Annotated in this window: 17 protein-coding genes and 1 pseudogene; all 18 read left to right on the top strand. The window is 56.0% G+C overall.

The window, feature by feature from the left end; genetic code table 11:
- Positions 1–173 precede the first annotated feature (173 nt).
- Positions 174–2,294 carry a BglG family transcription antiterminator gene (locus ET33_RS34850; protein ID WP_036693595.1) on the top strand — a complete coding sequence of 707 codons (2,121 nt, stop codon included), beginning with the start codon at positions 174–176 and terminating at the stop codon, positions 2,292–2,294.
- 32 nt (positions 2,295–2,326) lie between these two features.
- Entirely contained in the window at positions 2,327–2,773 is a 447-nt protein-coding gene (locus ET33_RS34845) for a PTS sugar transporter subunit IIA (RefSeq protein WP_036693593.1), read from the top strand.
- Positions 2,770–3,033: a PTS sugar transporter subunit IIB gene (locus tag ET33_RS34840; protein WP_036693591.1), complete on the top strand. Its 264-nt coding sequence runs from the start codon at positions 2,770–2,772 to the stop codon at positions 3,031–3,033. The genes ET33_RS34845 and ET33_RS34840 overlap by 4 nt, the downstream gene beginning before the upstream one ends.
- Positions 3,034–3,053: 20 nt before the next feature.
- Positions 3,054–4,349: a PTS ascorbate transporter subunit IIC gene (locus ET33_RS34835; RefSeq protein WP_036693589.1), complete on the top strand. Its 1,296-nt coding sequence runs from the start codon at positions 3,054–3,056 to the stop codon at positions 4,347–4,349.
- 64 nt (positions 4,350–4,413) lie between these two features.
- Positions 4,414–5,406 carry a phosphotriesterase family protein gene (locus tag ET33_RS34830; protein ID WP_036693587.1) on the top strand — a complete coding sequence of 331 codons (993 nt, stop codon included), beginning with the start codon at positions 4,414–4,416 and terminating at the stop codon, positions 5,404–5,406.
- Between the two features lie 12 nt (positions 5,407–5,418).
- The gene (locus ET33_RS34825) at positions 5,419–6,156 is read left to right on the top strand and encodes a creatininase family protein (protein WP_036693585.1); all 738 of its coding nucleotides are present in this window, start codon (positions 5,419–5,421) and stop codon (positions 6,154–6,156) included.
- Between the two features lie 22 nt (positions 6,157–6,178).
- Positions 6,179–6,913: an SIS domain-containing protein gene (locus tag ET33_RS34820; RefSeq protein WP_036693632.1), complete on the top strand. Its 735-nt coding sequence runs from the start codon at positions 6,179–6,181 to the stop codon at positions 6,911–6,913.
- Between the two features lie 49 nt (positions 6,914–6,962).
- Complete coding sequence (locus ET33_RS34815; protein WP_036693582.1) at positions 6,963–7,232, top strand: HPr family phosphocarrier protein; 270 nt, start codon at positions 6,963–6,965, stop codon at positions 7,230–7,232.
- Complete coding sequence (gene ptsP, locus ET33_RS34810) at positions 7,232–8,971, top strand: phosphoenolpyruvate--protein phosphotransferase (RefSeq protein ID WP_036693579.1); 1,740 nt, start codon at positions 7,232–7,234, stop codon at positions 8,969–8,971. Before ET33_RS34815 ends, ptsP begins: the two co-directional genes overlap by 1 nt.
- Before the next feature lie 329 nt (positions 8,972–9,300).
- Positions 9,301–9,414, top strand: a pseudogene (locus ET33_RS40165) (GntR family transcriptional regulator); the annotation flags it as partial.
- Positions 9,415–9,494: 80 nt separating this feature from the next.
- Positions 9,495–10,208: a class I SAM-dependent methyltransferase gene (locus ET33_RS34805; RefSeq protein WP_036693577.1), complete on the top strand. Its 714-nt coding sequence runs from the start codon at positions 9,495–9,497 to the stop codon at positions 10,206–10,208.
- Positions 10,209–10,592: 384 nt separating this feature from the next.
- Positions 10,593–11,525, top strand: coding sequence for a nickel ABC transporter permease (nikB, locus tag ET33_RS34800; RefSeq protein WP_036693575.1), 933 nt, complete (start codon positions 10,593–10,595; stop codon positions 11,523–11,525).
- Positions 11,526–11,598: 73 nt separating this feature from the next.
- Positions 11,599–12,420 (top strand): nickel transporter permease, encoded by an 822-nt coding sequence (gene nikC / locus ET33_RS34795; RefSeq protein WP_036693572.1) that lies wholly within the window; start codon positions 11,599–11,601, stop codon positions 12,418–12,420.
- A gap of 50 nt (positions 12,421–12,470) precedes the next feature.
- Positions 12,471–13,307 carry an ABC transporter ATP-binding protein gene (locus ET33_RS34790; protein WP_051776073.1) on the top strand — a complete coding sequence of 279 codons (837 nt, stop codon included), beginning with the start codon at positions 12,471–12,473 and terminating at the stop codon, positions 13,305–13,307.
- A 33-nt stretch (positions 13,308–13,340) separates the two neighbouring features.
- The gene (locus tag ET33_RS34785; RefSeq protein ID WP_036693570.1) at positions 13,341–14,360 is read left to right on the top strand and encodes an oligopeptide/dipeptide ABC transporter ATP-binding protein; all 1,020 of its coding nucleotides are present in this window, start codon (positions 13,341–13,343) and stop codon (positions 14,358–14,360) included.
- A gap of 11 nt (positions 14,361–14,371) precedes the next feature.
- Positions 14,372–16,036, top strand: coding sequence for a nickel ABC transporter substrate-binding protein (locus ET33_RS34780; protein ID WP_036693568.1), 1,665 nt, complete (start codon positions 14,372–14,374; stop codon positions 16,034–16,036).
- 35 nt (positions 16,037–16,071) lie between these two features.
- Positions 16,072–16,833, top strand: coding sequence for a class I SAM-dependent methyltransferase (locus ET33_RS34775; protein ID WP_036693566.1), 762 nt, complete (start codon positions 16,072–16,074; stop codon positions 16,831–16,833).
- A gap of 4 nt (positions 16,834–16,837) precedes the next feature.
- Positions 16,838–17,587: a class I SAM-dependent methyltransferase gene (locus ET33_RS34770; protein ID WP_036693563.1), complete on the top strand. Its 750-nt coding sequence runs from the start codon at positions 16,838–16,840 to the stop codon at positions 17,585–17,587.
- Positions 17,588–17,643: the final 56 nt, after the last annotated feature.

Raw genomic sequence — 17,643 nt, 5'->3', positions numbered from 1 at the left:
GAAAAGTTTCTGGGAAGCGACAGTGCAATTTTTGCACGGAACGGACAACAATAGTTGTTCTGTTTTTGACGCGAAGGCCAATTGTATAATAAGGGCGTCGGATAACATACTAGATTTGAAAGATAGACTGACGGAAGGGGGGATGGGCGATTCTGGACCAAAGGCGCGCCGGCATGCTCGCCATGCTGCAGGAAACCGGAGATTACGTGTCCGTCCGCGAAATCATGAAGAAATTTGAAATTTCCAAGCGGACGGTCTACTACGATCTTCAAGCCGTCAACGAGTGGCTCTCGGACCGCGGACTCGCTCCTGTCGAATATGTTCGCGGCCGGGGGTACCTCCTGCCGGAGGAAAGCCGCTCCCGCATCCCTTCCATGGCGCAAGAAGTTGAAAAGGACGATTATTACTTATCTCCGCGGGAGAGAAAAGCCTGGGTGGCGATTCAGTTGCTCACCCGCAGGGAACCGCTATTCATGCAAGAGATCACGGACTTTTTGTTGGTCAGCCGCGGAACCGGCTTGAGCGAGCTGAAGCAGGTGAAGAAAGAGCTTGCCGCTTTTCAGCTTGAGGTTGTGTTCGATAAAAAGAACGGTTACAGCGTCGAAGGGAAAGAGGCGGACCAGCGCAAGGCGCTATCGTACTTTATGTCCCAAGTGCTCCATCACGTCAGCTGGAAAAGCTTCGTCTCGCAGTTCCAAGGGCTGATCAATGCCAACGTGGTTCACCGCAAGCTTCCGTTCTTTCAAGAGGAGCAGCTTGCGGAGGTGTACGAGCACGTCACCCGCTGCGAGAAGACGCTCGGGCTGGAATTCACCGACGATATGGTGTTTAGTCTCACCACCAGATTGCTGGTATACGCAAATCGGCTCCAGCAGGGACACCGCATTACGCTCGATGCCGATGAAAAAGAGGCGCTAAAGCAAACGCCGGAATACGCGGGGGCCATCCAACTGGCGGGTGAGCTCGGACGCATGCTCGACCTCGAATTTCCGGAGGATGAGATCTGTTACTTGACCCTCCAGCTGTTGGGGGCGCGGGTGAACCGGACGAGCGGCGGGGAGGCGTTGGCCGCTCCCGGCAAGGATGCCGACGCCGACGAAACAGTTCTGCTATTAAAGCGGTTAATCCGGCAGATGATCGATTTATTCGAGCGGCATGCGTGCATTTTCTTTCAACACCGCGACGAGCTGGAGCAGCGGCTGCTGATCCATTTGAAGCCGGCCTATTACCGGATCAAATTCGGGCTGGAGATCGACAATCCGCTCGCGGAAGCGATGAAATCGAAATATGGGGAAATATTCGAAATTTCCAGAAAATGCGTCAGACCGTTAGAGGAGCATCTGGGCAAGCCGGTCGACGACAATGAGGTCGCCTACTTGGCGATGCACTTCGGAGGCTGGATGCGCCGGGAAAACGCCATGCCCGTCCGGCGGAAAAAGGCGGCGATCGTATGCGTCAACGGCATTTCCGCCGCGCGCATGCTGAGAATCCAACTGGAGCAGCTGTTCCCGGCACTGGATATCGAAGCGGTCTTGTCGCTTCGGGACTATGAATCGTTTTCGGCGGAATCGGTGGACCTGCTGTTCTCGACCGTTCCATTGCAGGACAGCCCGGCGCCGGTGTTTACGGTGCATCCCATTTTATCGGATGCCGATAAGGCGCACTTGCTTCATCAAGTGAACCGGGTGTCGGGGCAGATGGACGCGCCGCAGGGCCGCTCCGCGCAGGCGATTCTGGAGATGGTCCGGAAGTACGCCCGGATCTCGGACGAGGAAGGGCTACTACGGGAGCTCCAGCGCTACTTGTCCGTGGGACGCTCTCCGGGGACGGAAGAAGAGAAGCCTTCGCTCGCTAGCTTGCTGCCGCCGGAGCATTTGGTGCTGCGGGACGGTGTATCCGATTGGAAGGCCGCGATCGAGCTGGCGGCCGAGCCGCTGCTGCGCAGAGGCTTCATCGAACCGCGGTACGTGAAAGCGATGATCGCCAAAGTCGACAGCTACGGACCGTATATCGTCGTCAGCCCGGGGGTGGCTATCGCTCACGCGAAGCCGGAGGAGGGTGTCCGGCGGCTGGGCATGAGCCTGTTGAAGCTGGAGCATGCCGTCCCGTTTGGTCCGGAGGTCCGTCACCAGATCCGGCTCGTACTGGTGCTCGCCAGCGCGGACGGCGAATCGCATTTGCGGGCGCTGTCTCAGCTGACGATGCTGCTGCGGGAGGAAGAAACAAAGGATATCCTTCTCAAGGCACAGACCGCCGAACAGCTTGCCGGACTTATCCGGCAGCACACGTCATAGTAAGGAATCGTAGCAGGGAGGAGAGTAAACGGATGAAATTTTTGGAAAGGGAACTGATCGGTCTTGATGTGGAGGTGCAATCGGCGGAGGAAGCGATTCGGGTCGCAGGCTCGCTGCTCGTCAGCGGGGGAGCGGCCGACGCCTCCTACGTCGAGGCGATGGTGCAGGCGTACCGCGACAAGGGGCCATACTTTGTGCTCGCACCGCACATCGCTTTGCCGCACGCGAAAGCCGAGGACGGTGTCCATGAGGCGTCCGTCGCTTTCGTCCGCTTGAAACAGCCGGTGGTGTTCGGCCATCAAACGAACGATCCGGTGGATCTGGTCTTCGCGCTTGGTTCGGCCTCCAACGCCGACCATATCGCTTTGCTGCGGAGGCTGACGCTGCTTCTGAACGACCCGAACCATGTGCAGTGCTTCAGAGAAGCCGGAAGCCCAGAAGACATCGAATCTATCATCTTAAGGAGGAACGAAGCATGAAAATCTTATGCGTATGCGGTTTAGGTCAAGGAACGAGCCTTATTTTGCGGATGAACGTGGAAAGCGTGCTGAGAGAACTGGGCGTAAATGCGGATGTGGAGCATACGGACGTTTCTTCGGCATCCGGCATGGCCGCCGATCATATCATTACCAGCAACGAGCTGGCGCAAAGCCTGGAGGGGCACTCCGCCAATATCGTGATTGTGAACAACTATTTCGATCTGAACGAAATTAAAGAGAAATTGAAAGACACCATCTAATCCTTAAAGGGGGATTTTACATGGAAGTCATTTTTTGGATAGCGACCAACGTCTTCGGTACGCCGGCCATTTTGCTCGGATTCATCGTGCTCGTCGGTCTCCTGCTTCAGAAAAAGACGACAAGCCAGGTGATCAGCGGGACGTTCAAGGCCGTCATCGGCTTCCTCATCATCGGAGCGGGAGCGGGCGTCATCGTGAATGCGCTCAACGTGTTCGAGCCGATGTGGAAAGAAGTGTTCGGGCTGCAAGCCGAATCGCTCGGCCAATTCATGGGGCAGCAGACGTTCAACTCCAAATTCGGCAGCGCGGTCACGCTGGCGATGTTCATCGGCTTTTTGATCAACGTCCTGCTCGCGCGGTTCACGAAGTTCAAGTACATTTACTTGACCGGTCACATGATGTTCTGGACATCGACCGTATTTGCGGGCATCGTGGTTCATTCGGCAGGCAACGTTTCTTTCGGCAAGCTGGTCTTATTCCTATCGGTTATTCTCGGTCTGTATTGGACGCTGCAGCCTGCGCTCACCCAGCCGTTCGTCCGCAAAATTACGGGAAACGACAACATCGCCCTCGGGCATACGTCGGCGTCGGTTGCGCTGCTTGGCGCGCTGCTCGGCAAGTGGTTCGGGAACAAGGAGAACGACTCGGAAAAAATCAAGGTGCCAAAGGGCTTCGAGTTTCTGCGCGACTCCAACGTCATTACGGCGCTCAGCATGGGGCTGCTGTTCCTGATCGGCGCGATCGTCGTCGTCTTGAAAGATACGCCGGGCGCGAAAGAGCTGGTCGCCAAAGCGGGCGAGCAGAACTTCATCATCTACGCGATGCTTCAATCGCTCACGTTCGCCGGCGGGATTGCAATCGTTCTCATGGGCGTGCGCATGTTCATCGGCGAACTGGTGCCGGCGTTTAACGGGATCGCCACCAAGATCGTTCCCGGCGCGAAGCCCGCGCTCGACTGTCCGGTTACGTTCCCTTATGCGCCAAACGCCGTCATTCTCGGGTTTATGGGTGCTTTTGCCGGGGCCTTGATCTGGCTAGTCGTGCTAGGCAACACAGTCGCTTACATCTTCGTGCCGACGATGATCGTCCTGTTCTTCCATGGGGCTACGGCGGGCGTCTTCGGCAACGCGACCGGGGGAGCGCGCGGTGCGGTGCTCGCCGGCTTTGTCACCGCAACCGTTGTCGCTTGGGGCCAGTACGCGATGGTGAAATTTTTCATCGCTTCGACGATTCCGGATACGGCCATGTGGGCGGCAGACTCTGACATGTTTATTATCGGGCCGATCATCAGTTTTCTTGCGAAGCTGCTGTTTTAACCAAAATCGCCAGTCGGCCCCGGCCGGTTCGCCGGCCGCGGCGCGATAAGGAGGTCACAGAGAGATGAGTTTCGTTCGGACTTTGCGTGGAGACATCCCTAAGGAACAGCTCGGGTTTACGTATTCCCACGAGCATATCGTTTGCCGTCCGGCCTTCTGGGCGGAGCGGGGAGAAGATGACCTGCTGCTGGATGACAAGGAAAAATCGAAGCTGGACGTGCTGGACTTCAAACGTCACGGCGGTCAAACGATCATCGACGCAACAGCGGTCGATTACGGTCGCGACGTCGATTCGGTGTACAGCATCATGGAGGAAACCGGCGTTCAGATCGTCGGCACGGCCGGCTTCAACAAAAGCTTTCTATGGAACGCCAAAGTGAAGGAAGAGCTGAAGCCGATCATCGGCAATTACAATACGTACTACGAATGGATCGATGCGAAAAGCATCAACGAGCTGGCGGATTTCGTCATCCGCGAAGTAGAGGAAGGGCTGGAAGGTACGCCGTTCAAGGGTGGTCAAGTGAAATTCGGCACCGGCTACAACCGGATTACGCCGCTGGAGGAAAAGACGCTGCGAGCTGTCGCCCGCGCGCATCACGAGACGAAAGCGCCGGTCCACTCTCATACGGAGGTCGGCACGATGGGGCTGGAGCAAATCGAGCTGCTGCGGAGCGAGAACGTGAATCTGGCGTACGTCAGCTTCGGTCATATGGACCGGAATCCCGATCCGTACTACCACGAGCAAATGGCGAAAACCGGCGCTTATCTGTGCTTCGACGGCATTGCCAAAATCAAATACGCGCCGGAGAGCACACGGATTCATCTCTTGCTGGGGCTGGTGCGCAAAGGGTACGAGGACCAGATCCTGATCAGCGGCGATACGGCCCGGAAAACGTACTACAAGCACTACGATTACGGGCTCGGCTTGGAATATATCATTGCGAAATGGGTACCGCGCTTTATCGACGAGGCGCACAAGGCCGGGTTCGACGGCGATAAGCTGGTGGAAAAGTTTTTCGTGACGAATCCGGCGAACTGCTTCGCCTTTAAACGGTGAGGAGGGGCGGCCATGCAGCTGCAATACGAAAATTCGTTTGACGTCAAGGAGAAAATCGTCCGGGCGCAGGCTGCGATTCTGCCGATCGGCGCTGTAGAATCGCACGGGCCGCATCTTCCACTCGGGACGGACAATCTGCTGGCGGAGCGGCTGGCGGCCAAGCTGGCCGAACGGACCGGAAGCTTTGTGCTGCCGACGCTGCCTTACGGCCAAGTATGGAGCCTGCGCAATTTTCCGGGCAGTATCAACGTGTCCAACGAGGCGCTGATCGCATTGCTGAGCGATATCGGGGAAAGCTTGTTCCGGCAAGGCTTCCGCATCTTCGTGATGCTGAACGGCCATCTCGGCAACGCGACGGCCTTAAAGGAAGCAGCCCGCAAACTGACGGAACGGGTGCCCGAGCTGAAGGTTTATTACTTCTTTTATCCTGGGGTAAAAGAGATTACGGCGCAGGTCCGCGAGTCTTCCAGCAGTCATGCTTCGTATTTTCACGCTTGCGAGATTGAAACCTCGTATATGCTCTATATGGCTGGCGAGCATGTCGACATGAGCCGGGCGATCTGCGACATCCCGGATATCGGCGTGGAGGCCGACTGTACGCCTACCCCGTGGGAGACGTTCACTTCGACCGCTGTTCTCGGCGACGCCACGCTGGCCACCTTGGAGAAAGGGCGGGCTATTCTGGAGACGAGCCTTGATGTGATGACCCGAATCGTGAATGATGCCAAGAAGCGGCATCAACCATTATGAAGAAAAGCAGGTGAAGGCTGCTATGATCCAAACATATTTCAATCATATCCGGCACATGCTGAACCAAGTGGAAACGACCGAAACGGCTGCCATGAGGCAAGCCGCGGAGCGGACGGCCGACTGCATCATTGGCGGAGGCGTCGTTCATTTGTTCGGATGCGGCCATTCGCATATTTTGACGGAGGAAGTGTTTTACCGCGCAGGCGGCTTAGTCCCGATCCGGCCGATCTTCGTGGAGCCGCTCATGCTGCACGAAGGGGCGGTTCGCTCCTCGGAGCTGGAAAGGCAGAACGGACTGGCCCGCACGTTTATGGAGGAGCAGGACATCCGTCCCGGCGAAGTCGCGTTCGTGCTGTCCACCTCCGGGCGCAATCCGGTTCCGGTCGATGTCGTGCTGGCAGCGAAGGAAAAAGGCGCTTTTACGATCGGCATCACCTCGCTGGAGTATTCGCAAAGCCAGCCTTCGCGGCATACGAGCGGCAAGTATCTGTACGATGCCGTGGATTTGGTCCTTAACAATTACGCGGTCAAAGGCGATGCGGTGTTGAACCATCCGGACGTTCCGATTCCGTTCACCCCGACGTCTACGGTGATCGGAGCGGCGCTGCTCAATGCCGTGCTGGCTTCGGCCATCGAACGGATGGCGGAGCGAGGCTTCCAGCCGCCGGTCTTCCTAAGCGGTAACATCGATGGGGCCGACCGCCATAATGCCGCCCTGATCGAACGGTATAAGGAGCGCATCCCGCTTTTGAACTAATTAATATCCTATTAAATATATAAACATTATAGGTTAGGAGGCATGCCGCATGGTGACGAAAGAGATAATCATACGAAACGAACAAGGCTTTCACGTCCGGCCGGCCCAACTGTTCGTAGACAAGGCCAATGAGTTTCGCTCGGACCTCAAGGTGCGCAGCGAGAGCGGCGAAGAAGCCGACGGAAAAAGCATGCTGGACCTGATGACTCTTGGGCTGGAGAAAGGTGCTCGTATTGCTTTGGAAGTCAGTGGCCCGGACGAGCAGGAATGTCTGCAGGCGTTGGCGGAGCTGATCGAAAGCAAGTTCGGTGAAGCGTGATGAGGGAGCAGCGGATTTCAGGCATCGGCGTGTCGGAAGGCGTGCGGATCGGAAGCGCGCTGCGGTATTCGCCGGGACCGGCGGCAGGCATGGAGCCGGAGCGCGAAAGCATCGGTCCGGACGAGTTGGCCGCGGAAACGGCAAGGCTGCGTCAGGCGAAGGAGGCCTGCGCGTCGGAGCTGCAAGCTATGGTGGAGCGGACGAAGCGGACGCTTGGTGAAGACAAGGCCGGGATTATTGCGGGACAGCTGCGGTTTCTGGATGATCCCAAATTTTATCCGGCGATGGAGCGGAAGGTCGCGGAGCTGCATGTATCGGCGGCTCGGGCGGTCCGGGAGGTCACCGAATTTTACGCGGCGCGGCTGGAAAGCATGGCAAACGAATATATGCGGGAGAGGGCGGCGGATATCCGGGACATCGGGGGCCGCTTGTTGTCCAGCTTGCGCGGAGGGACTGCGGTCCGGCTCTCGGAGCTTCATGAGCCTGTGATTCTGGTCGCCGACGATCTGGCGCCGTCGGATACGGTGCAGCTCGATCCGCGCGTCGTGCTGGCTTTCGTCACGCGGGTCGGCGGGAAGACGTCGCATACGGCGATTTTGGCCCGGTCGCTGGGCATTCCTGCGGTCGTCGGCGCAGGCGACGCGTTGGATGCCGTTCGGGACGGCGAGACGCTGGTCGTTGATGGTGGCGCAGGCTTATGCGTCCGCAACCCGGAGGACGCTTATCTCCGGCAGGCGTCGGAGCTGCAGGAGCGGGAGCGTGCGCTTCAGGACGAGCTAGAGGCATTCCGCTCTCGCCCGGCGGTAACTGCAGACGGCCGGCGGGTGGAGCTGGCCGCCAATATCGGCACCGTTCCAGAGGCCGAGGCGGCTGCGGAAGCCGGTGCGGATGGCATCGGGCTGTACCGGACGGAGTTTCTGTTCATGGGCGCGTCGCGGCTTCCAGACGAGGAAGAGCAATATGGGGCATACCGGCGCGTCGCGGAAGCGATGGCAGGCCGTCCCGTCATCATCCGTACGCTGGACATCGGCGGAGACAAGGAGCTTCCCGCGCTGGAGCTGCCCAAGGAGGCGAATCCGTTTCTCGGCTACCGCGCCATTCGGATCGGCCTCGATCGTCCCGAGCTGCTGAGAACGCAGCTGCGGGCGATTTTGCGGGCCAGCGCGCATGGCAGCGTCAAGATCATGTTTCCGATGATCTCCAGTATGGACGAATGGAGAAGGGCGAGAGGGGCAGCGCACGAGGCGATGGAGGAGCTGGACCGCGAGGGCGTCGATTTCGACCGGAATATCGAGCTGGGCATTATGGTCGAAGTTCCGTCCACGGCGGTGATGGCCGACAGCTTTGCGCGCGAGGTCGATTTCTTCAGCATCGGGACGAACGATCTCGTCCAGTACACGCTGGCCGTCGACCGGATGAACGAGAAGGTCGCGGAGCTGTACGATTATTTCCACCCGGCGGTGCTGGAGCTGATTCGCCGGGTGATCGAAGCCGCCCACCGGCATGGCAAGTGGACGGGGATGTGCGGCGGCATGGCCGGTGATCCCCTCGCGGCGCCCCTCCTGCTCGGGCTCGGTCTCGACGAGTGGAGCATGGAAACGGGAGCGCTGCCGAAGGTGAAGCGCGCGCTCGTTCAGCTGAGCGCCGAGACGTGCCGGGAGCGGGCGCAGCAGTGGCTGCAGCTTCCTATCGCGGCCGAAGTGCGCCGCGAGCTGGAGCGTTTCCGGGCGGAGCTGTAGGATTTGAGCGTCGGCTTGTTGTGAAAACTGTAGAAAGATTAATTTGAGGACGAATCCCAAGCTGCGAAAATGCGCGGGAACGTCCTCTTTTTTATATGGGAAGGTGAAGAGACAATACAGCCATCTCTTGATCCTCTAACCGGTCGGGGCTATTTTCCCACCTTTGTCGAGTTCTCCCAATGCTTGAGTCGGAACTTTATTTGGTTGCCTCTGAGGTGTTGCTGACGACAGCTTTTGGATTCAAGGAATCTCTCTCAAAAATAACCCTTGAATTAAATATACACATGCGATATATTGCATTTAAACAAAAATAGCAAAGGATGATGATAATGCCAATACCCAGAAATTTTGTTACACCTGTACGAATGTCTGCGAAGGAAAGAGCATCTTCCCAAATTCAACGATGGATTATCAATGGCACGTTGCAACCTTTCGGTCAAAAATGTTGACGCTACCCCAAATATAGTTTATTTGCGGTCTTTGGCGGAATAAAAGTAAACAGTTTTATAGGAGGTTGCAATAAATGGCACACGCGTGGAAAAATAAAAATCTTGCAAGAGCCTTTGCCGACAACGGAAGAAGAGCATTACCTTTTGGACAAGAACAAATAGATATTATGATTAGATTAATTACAGCAGGGGTGTCGGATGTTCGTACATATGTTGATTTGGGATGTGGTGATGGAATTCTAAGTCACGCTCTATTGACTTCCTTTCCAAACGCTAAAGGAGTTCTTCTAGACTACTCAGAACCCATGTTAAAAGAAGCAAATAAAAGACTTTCCTGCTATGAGAACCAGCAGATAGTTTATGCAGATATGTCCAATTCAGATTGGTTGAACTTTGTCATTGAACCGGTTGATGTGGTCATTTCTGGATTTGCCATTCATCATTTAACACATGGAAGAAAATATGAATTATATGAAGAAATTTATAATTGCTTAGCATCTGGCGGAATGTTCATCAATATGGAACATGTCGCTTCAACTAGTGTTTGGGGTGAAAGGTTATTTGATGAAATCATGGTGGATTATATGTATCAATTCATGCAAGAACAAGGACAAAACGCGAATAAAAGGGAGCTTTTGGAAAAACACATGAATCGTCCTGATAAAGAGGATAACATTTTGTTGTCAGTTGAAACCCAAAGTGATTGGCTTAGAGAAATTGGCTTCTATGATGTTGATTGCTATTTTAAATGTTTTGAGATGGCAATATTCGGAGGAAGAAAACAATAAAGATGCAGATGACTTTAAGCGTGCTTAATGAACTCTTATTTTCTAGATTTAAATCAAAGAGCAATTTTATTTGAGGTGGATTGGGGGCAAATAGCTTGACATAGATATCTATTTACATCAATATCTCACCAATACGGGGTAGTGTCAGCTTCGCTGGTACTACCCCATATTGCGTTATATTATTTTGGATTGACAATTCGCAGTGGAGCAAGATAAGATAATTGATAGTAATAATTACGAATTAAATATCGCAATTTGCTTCCAAGTTTGCTGTAGCGACACGATTTAATTAAGGCGAGCTAATGAGGCATGCTTTAACATCGATTCAAATCGTAATTATTACATTTATTTCAATTAGTACCGGCAGCTTAGAAAGTGGTGAACATGATAGCTTATTTTTTGCGGCGGGTACTGCATATGATTCCGGTATTCGTCGGCGTCACTTGTATAACCTTTGCGCTCATGAATTTGACCCCGGGCGATCCCGCTGAAATTATGCTGCGCGGAGCATCGGGCGTGCAGCCTTCGCAAGAAGCGATCGAGGCGGCCAGAGAAGCGATGGGGTTGAACGATCCTGTGTACAAACAGTACGCGGCTTGGTTGTGGCGGGTGGTTCATCTGGACCTCGGCCGTTCGTACAGCAGCAATCTCCCGGTTTGGCAGGAGCTGACGGACAGGCTTCCGGCAACGCTGCTGCTAGGCATGTGGGCGCTGGCGGCGATGCTGGCCATCTCGCTTCCTCTTGGAATCGGTTCGGCGCTGTATCCGCATTCGTGGGCGGACCGTTTGGCAAGAGTCATCGCGATGCTGAGCGTGTCGATGCCGGGCTACTGGCTCGGTCTGCTGCTTGTATATTACGGCTCGGTCAAACTTAAGCTGTTTCCGGTCATGGGCATGGACGGCTTGCGAAGTGTAGTGCTGCCTGCGCTCACGCTGGGGATCGGGATGGCAGGCAACTATATCCGGGTGATCCGCTCCGGTCTGTTGGATGTGCTCGGCACCAGTTATATCAAGGCGGCGCGGGCCAAAGGCTTGCAGGAAAGCCTCGTCATCGGACGGCATGCCGTAGTCAATGCCCTGCTTCCGGTGATGACGATGCTGGGCATCAACATCGGGGGGCTGCTCGGCGGATCAGTGATCGTCGAGACGATTTTTTCTTGGCCAGGTATCGGCAAATTTGCCGTCGATGCGATTTTTAAAAAAGACTTTATTGTCATTCAGGGGTATGTGTTGCTGATGGCCGTATTCGTCGTAAGCGTCAATCTGGCCGTCGATTTGTGCTACCGGATGATCGACCCGAGAATCCGGCTGCGCTGAGCAGCAACGTCCGAACATCCGTCATGTGCAAGAAACCAAGAAGAACGTTCACAACGAAAGGAGACCATCCGGCATGAAACGGGGGTGCAAAATTCCGGGCAATGCCGCGATTTGGACCGGCGGGCTGATCGTGATCGGTTTTATCGCGGTCGGCATCTTTGCGCCGTATATCGCGCCCTGGGACCCACTGAAGGTGAACCTGGACATGAAGCTGGCCGGACCTTCAGGGAATTACCCTTTCGGCACGGATCAAATGGGGCGGGACATTCTGTCCCGTCTGATGTACGGAACGCGCACCTCGCTGTTTTATTCCGTTGCCGTGCTGGGTGCGATGCTTGCGGTCTCCGTGCCGGTCGGAATCGTGGCCGGTTACGTCGGCGGTAAAGTCGATCATATCATCATGCGGTTTATCGATATTTTGCTCGCTTTTCCAAGTCTGATTCTGTCGCTAGCGATTACAGGCATGCTCGGGCCCGGCTTACTTAACCTGCTGCTGGCGTTCGCTTCCGTCTGGTGGACGGGCTACGCGCGCATTATACGGGGCATGGTGCTGCAGATCAAGGAAAAGGACTACATAACGGCGGCGCGGGCCGGCGGTGCGACGCACTTGCAGATTGTACTGCGCCATGTGTTGCCTCATGCAGTGAGCCCGATTATCGTGCTCGCTTCGGTGGAGATCGGGACGATTATTTTGTCCGTGTCCGGCCTCTCGTTCCTTGGCCTCGGCGCACAGCCGCCGACGCCCGAATGGGGCGTGATGCTGAGCGATTCGCGGCCGTATATGCAGACCGACCCGCAGTTAATGCTTTTTCCGGGACTGACCGTGATGGTCGTCGTACTCGGCTTCAATCTGGTCGGGGAGGGGCTGCGGCGAATGCTCCGTGGTACCGGATAAGCCGGCACACGGGCTGCAACAATACATGTCCTGAGCAAGGAGGAATCGCGATGTCGGTAACGACGCAAGAGACAGAAGCGCGAGCCAAACGGAGCCATGCGCAGGAAGCAGCAGAAACCCCGGCGATACTGCGTATCCATCGGCTGAGCATATCGTTTCATGCTCCAGTTGTGCGTGCCGTGGACGAGGTTAGTCTGGAGGTGAAGGAAGGGCGGATCGTCGCGCTCGTCGGGGAAAGCGGCAGCGGCAAAAGCACGCTGGCCCAAGCCGTACCCGGTCTGCTCGACCCTCGCCGGCATACCGCCGACGGGGAAATTTGGCTGGGCGGCATGGACCTCCGCCGGCTGTCTGCAAAGGAACTGCGCCGGTACAGAGGCAGCGCGGTGGCGATGATTTTTCAGGACCCGGCGAATGCGCTGAATCCGGTTCTGACGATCGGCAGGCAGCTGACCGAAACCATCCGGCGGCATCGGAAAGCGCAAGGAGCCGAGGCCAAGAAGCTGGCCGTCGACCAGCTGCGCCGGGTAGGGCTGCCGAAGCCGGAGACGCTGCTGCGCAAGTTTCCTTTCGAGCTCTCCGGGGGCATGTGCCAGCGCGTAATGATTGCTATCGCCCTGGTCTCCGGAGCCAAGCTCCTGATCGCCGATGAGCCGACGACTGCGCTCGATGTCACGGTTCAAGCGCAAATTTTATATGAGCTTGACCGGCTTAGGAAGGAGACGGGCATGGGCATTTTGCTCATCACTCATGACTTGGGCGTCGTGGCCGAAATCGCCGACGAAGTCTATGTCATGAAAGGCGGGCGGATCGTCGAATCGGGTCATGTGTGCGAGATCTTTGCCCATCCTCGGCATGCCTATACCAGAGAATTGCTCGAATGCAGGTAAACGGGCGGAGCTTGGAAGGGGGACAGGACTGTTGTGAGACTGATCGAGACGGAAAGACTGACGAAGGTATATCAACGGGAAGGGCGATGGTTTCCGTCTGCCAACGATGCTGTACCAGCCGTGGATCGGGTCAGTCTGCATGTGGAGAAAGGGGAGACGCTCGGTCTCGTCGGCGAAAGCGGCAGCGGGAAGAGCACGTTTGCCCGTCTGCTGCTCGGGCTCGAAACGGCGACCGAAGGCCGTCTGCTGTTCGGCGGGGAAGATGTGACCCGGTGGGGATTCAAACGGCTGCGGACGATCCGCAGCAGGATGCAGATGGTGTTCCAGAACAGCTACTCCTCGTTCGATCCGTTGTTTACGGTGGAACGAATTGTCGGCGAGCCGCTCAGCAATTACGGAGGCATGGCAGCGCGCAAACGCAGACGCGTCATACTGGAAAGTCTGGACATGGTCGGATTGGGGGCGGCCTATGCGGAGCGGTATCCTCACGAATTAAGCGGCGGGCAGCTGCAGCGGGTAAACATCGCGCGGGCACTCGTCTTTCAACCGGAGCTGCTGATCTGCGACGAGCCGTTTTCGAGCCTCGATTTCAAGCTTCGCCGGCAAATCCTGACGCTCCTTGAAGAGCTGAAGATACGCCTCGGCCTGTCGTATTTGTACATTACTCACGATTTATCGTCCGTGTCCCGCTTCTGCGACCGGGTAGCCGTGATGTATAAGGGGCAAATCGTGGAGACGCTGCCGGCGGCCCGCATAGCCGAAGAGGCGCTTCATCCGTATACCCGTGCACTGCTGGATGCGGTTCCGGTGCAAGATCCGAGGCTCAGGCGGAGCAAGACGGGAAGGCCGGTCGGCGAACCGGCTCTGCCGCATGGAGAGAGCGTTATACAGGGCTGCCGGTTTTGCAGCCGTTGTCCGGCGGCGATGCCGGTCTGCACTACGGTCGAGCCCGCCCTCGAACGAAAACGGCCGTTTCACCATGCTGCCTGCCATCTCTATGCGAATGAAGCCGAAGGGAAGGCAAGCCAAACTTTTCAAATCGTCAAAGAATAGGGGCAACTAAGATGAAACAGAACAGCACAAGCCGCAACAAACGATTTTATGTACTAAAAACCGTCTTAATCTTATTAAGCGCTCTGCTGGTGTTCGTTACCGGCTGCTCGGCCGGAGACAAAGGCGGCGCAAGCCATACGGCTGAGGGAACCGGAAGCGCCGGGGCAACGGGCGATAAGCAGGTGGTCGTCGCCGTCGCTTCCGATCCGGGGATCGACCAGCTCGATGCCGGGACTTACAAAGGCTCGATTCAAGTGCATCCGATGATTTACGATTCCTTGGTCGAATACGGCGAGAAAGGCGAAATTTTGTCTTCGTTAGCCGAATCGTGGACCATATCTCCCGACGGTAAGGAATACACGTTCAAGCTGCGCAAAGACGTCAAATTTTCCGACGGCACCGAATTTAACGCGGCGGCGGTCAAATTTTCGTTCGAGCGTTGGTACAAGGACCCGACCAATTCGTCCATCAATGTGGCGAAGGCGCTGCAGGAAATTACGGCCGTTGACGCCCACACGGTCAAGATGACCTTTAGCCAGGCGTTTTATCCGTTTCTGACCGAGCTGACGTATGCCAGACCGGTGCGCATCCTCTCTCCTTCGGCCGTTGAGCCGGCGGGCGACGTCAAAGGCAAGTTCGTCAAGCCGATCGGCACCGGCGCGTGGAAGGTCGAAAGCTATACGAAGGACCAGCAGGCCGTGCTGGTACGAAATCCCAACTACTGGGGGAAAGCGCCGCTGCTGAACAAAATTGTGCTGAAGGTCGTCAACGATCCGCAATCCCGCTTGCTGGCGCTGCAAAACGGCTCAGTTGACATTTCCGGCGGACAGATGGGCAAAATTGCGCCGGAGAGCATTCAGGTCGCCCAAAAATCCGATTCGTTAACCGTACAGTCCGCCCCCGGTTCGAATTCGCATTTTGTCGTCTTTAATGGCTCCAACCCGTTCCTGCAGGATGTGAACGTCCGCAAGGCCATCAATCTGGCTGTCAATAAAAAAAGCATTGTCGACAAGCTGATGGGCGGTATGGGCAAGGAAGCGCAAGGTTTGTTCCCGGCTACGGTGCCTTATGTGACCGCAGACAATATCCGCTGGTACGGCTATGAGCCGGAGCAGGCGAAGCAACTGCTTAAGGAAGCGGGCTTTGCGGATACGAACGGCGACGGCATCGTCGAGAAAAACGGCAAGCCGCTCGAATTGAATTTTGTGCTACAGCAAACCGAGTTTCCGGAATGGAAGTCGATCGCCGAATTTGTCCAGTCCCAGCTTAAGGAAATCGGCATTAACGTCAATCTGAAGGTGCTGGAATCGAATGCCTATTACGATGCGCTGTGGAAGAACAAGCAGTACGATATGCTCATTTACCGCACGTATGCGGATTCCCAGAACCCGCACTTTTTCCTGCTGTCCTTGTTCCATCGGACGGGGAATGCTCCGGCCGTCGCTTGGGCAGATCCGCAATTGGAGGCTTTGATCGACGAAGCAATGGGTGCGACGGATACCAAAGCAAGGCAGGACAAGTACGATGCGCTGTTCGGCCGGATGTTCCAGCAGGCGATGGTATTGCCGGTTTATTACCCGGATGACATTTTTGTCGTCAATAACAGGGTCAAAGGCTTCAAGCTAGGGCAAACCGCTTACCTGCCGGTCGTTTGGAACGAGCTGGATGTCAAGTAACGATAAAATATCGATAAACTTCTAGGAGAGACGCTATGCTGAAAGACATTTCCAAGTACTGGACGTCCAGCTCGGACAGCTACGACAAGGCAGTCAAGGCACAATTCCGCAGCCGACGGACCGTATCCATGTGGACATCGCTGTTGAACGAAGGGTTAGGTGACCGGAAGGGGCAAGCCGTCCTGGATATGGGGACCGGACCCGGATTTTTTTCGATCCTGCTGTCAAGAATGGGCCACCGCGTTACGGCTGTCGACGCCTCGCAGGGGATGATCGAAACGGCATCGCGCAATTTTAAGGCAGCCGGCGTTGACGTGAAGGCCTATTTGGGTGACGCGTCCCATCTCCATGCCGAAAACGACAGTACCTTCGACGCGGTCGTATGCCGCGATGTCGTCTGGACGCTGCCCGATCCGTACGGGGCCTATGCGGAATGGCACCGCATCTTAAAACCGGGCGGCACGTTAATCGTATTCGACGGCAATTATTTATATCGGGAGGAGCCGGAGAAACCGGCGCCCTTCAACAAGCTGTGGTACGCCCTCGGATGGACGCTCATTCTCCTTACGGAGCTGAGAGTGAGAAGGCGGTCCGATCAGGATAAGGAACTGCTGGGCAAACTGCCGTTCGTCCAGATCTTGCGCCCGGAGGCCGACCAAGAGGCTTTGCAGCGCGCCGGATTTCGTATTCAGGAGATCCGCCGCAATTTTACGTCCGGCTACAAGATGACGATGCAGCGTTTGAAATACGGTTATCAAAGCGACAGATGTTTTATGATCATAGCAAAGAAGGAGTAATGAGATGACGATTCAAAATGAAGTCGAAACGTATTGGAACGGTGAAGCGCAGCTGTACAGCGACAGCATTCAAAAGGAGCTGGGCGGTTTTGAAAAGCAGGCTTGGCTTGATTTGATTCTTGAATACGCTCCCCGGAAGGAGCGGCTCGATGTGCTGGATATCGGCTGCGGGCCCGGTTTTTTCACGATTATTTTGTCGCAGGCCGGCCATCATGTCCTAGGCATCGACTGCACGGAAAATATGCTGACATGCGCGCGCCGCAATGCCGAGCAGGCAGGGGTGAAGCCGCAGTTCCGCAAAATGGACTCGCACAAGCTGGAGCTTGCGCCTGATAGCTTGGACTTGATCGTGTGCCGCAACCTGACATGGACGCTTCATGCGCCGCAGGCGGCTTACGGCGAGTGGCTCAAGGTGCTGCGTCCAGGCGGCCGGCTGCTCGTATTCGATGCCAACTGGAACCGTCATTTGGTTGACGACGAAATGCGGGCGAAGCGGGATGCGGATCTGCGCGAGTATGAAGCGAGGGGCTGGGGCAGTCCGCCCAGACACGTCGATTGGGAGGAATCCGACCGACTCAGCCTGCTGCTGCCGTTAACGAGGGAATGGCGTCCGGCATGGGATCTGCAGGCGCTGAAAGCCGAAGGCTACAGCCATGCGTTCAGCGTGGAAAACTTGTCGGAGCGTGTGTTGGATGAGAAGCAGCAGGTATTAAGCCGCTCAACGCCGATGTTTATGGTATGCGGGCAGAAGTAATCTAACTTATAGAGGCTCAGGCTGTCGAGGCAATTGATATGCTCCCCTTTAGGTAG

Origin of the sequence: Paenibacillus tyrphae (assembly GCF_000722545.1) — a bacterium.
Lineage (GTDB): Bacteria > Bacillota > Bacilli > Paenibacillales > NBRC-103111 > Paenibacillus_G > Paenibacillus_G tyrfis.
The sequence above is the reverse complement of the archived record's forward strand: the minus strand, read 5'-3'. Positions and strand labels throughout refer to the sequence as shown.

Bases quoted from the DNA above. Each gene is read 5' to 3' on its own strand.
- nikC (WP_036693572.1), top strand. From the start codon at position 11,599: ATGAAACGGGGGTGCAAAATTCCGGGCAATGCCGCGATTTGGACCGGC.
- ET33_RS34775 (WP_036693566.1), top strand. From the start codon at position 16,072: ATGCTGAAAGACATTTCCAAGTACTGGACGTCCAGCTCGGACAGCTAC.
- ET33_RS34770 (WP_036693563.1), top strand. From the start codon at position 16,838: ATGACGATTCAAAATGAAGTCGAAACGTATTGGAACGGTGAAGCGCAG.
- ET33_RS34830 (WP_036693587.1), top strand. From the start codon at position 4,414: ATGAGTTTCGTTCGGACTTTGCGTGGAGACATCCCTAAGGAACAGCTC.
- ET33_RS34825 (WP_036693585.1), top strand. From the start codon at position 5,419: ATGCAGCTGCAATACGAAAATTCGTTTGACGTCAAGGAGAAAATCGTC.
- ET33_RS34820 (WP_036693632.1), top strand. From the start codon at position 6,179: ATGATCCAAACATATTTCAATCATATCCGGCACATGCTGAACCAAGTG.
- nikB (WP_036693575.1), top strand. From the start codon at position 10,593: ATGATAGCTTATTTTTTGCGGCGGGTACTGCATATGATTCCGGTATTC.
- ptsP (WP_036693579.1), top strand. From the start codon at position 7,232: ATGAGGGAGCAGCGGATTTCAGGCATCGGCGTGTCGGAAGGCGTGCGG.
- ET33_RS34815 (WP_036693582.1), top strand. From the start codon at position 6,963: ATGGTGACGAAAGAGATAATCATACGAAACGAACAAGGCTTTCACGTC.
- ET33_RS34840 (WP_036693591.1), top strand. From the start codon at position 2,770: ATGAAAATCTTATGCGTATGCGGTTTAGGTCAAGGAACGAGCCTTATT.
- ET33_RS34850 (WP_036693595.1), top strand. From the start codon at position 174: ATGCTCGCCATGCTGCAGGAAACCGGAGATTACGTGTCCGTCCGCGAA.
- ET33_RS34780 (WP_036693568.1), top strand. From the start codon at position 14,372: ATGAAACAGAACAGCACAAGCCGCAACAAACGATTTTATGTACTAAAA.
- ET33_RS34835 (WP_036693589.1), top strand. From the start codon at position 3,054: ATGGAAGTCATTTTTTGGATAGCGACCAACGTCTTCGGTACGCCGGCC.
- ET33_RS34845 (WP_036693593.1), top strand. From the start codon at position 2,327: ATGAAATTTTTGGAAAGGGAACTGATCGGTCTTGATGTGGAGGTGCAA.
- ET33_RS34790 (WP_051776073.1), top strand. From the start codon at position 12,471: ATGTCGGTAACGACGCAAGAGACAGAAGCGCGAGCCAAACGGAGCCAT.
- ET33_RS34805 (WP_036693577.1), top strand. From the start codon at position 9,495: ATGGCACACGCGTGGAAAAATAAAAATCTTGCAAGAGCCTTTGCCGAC.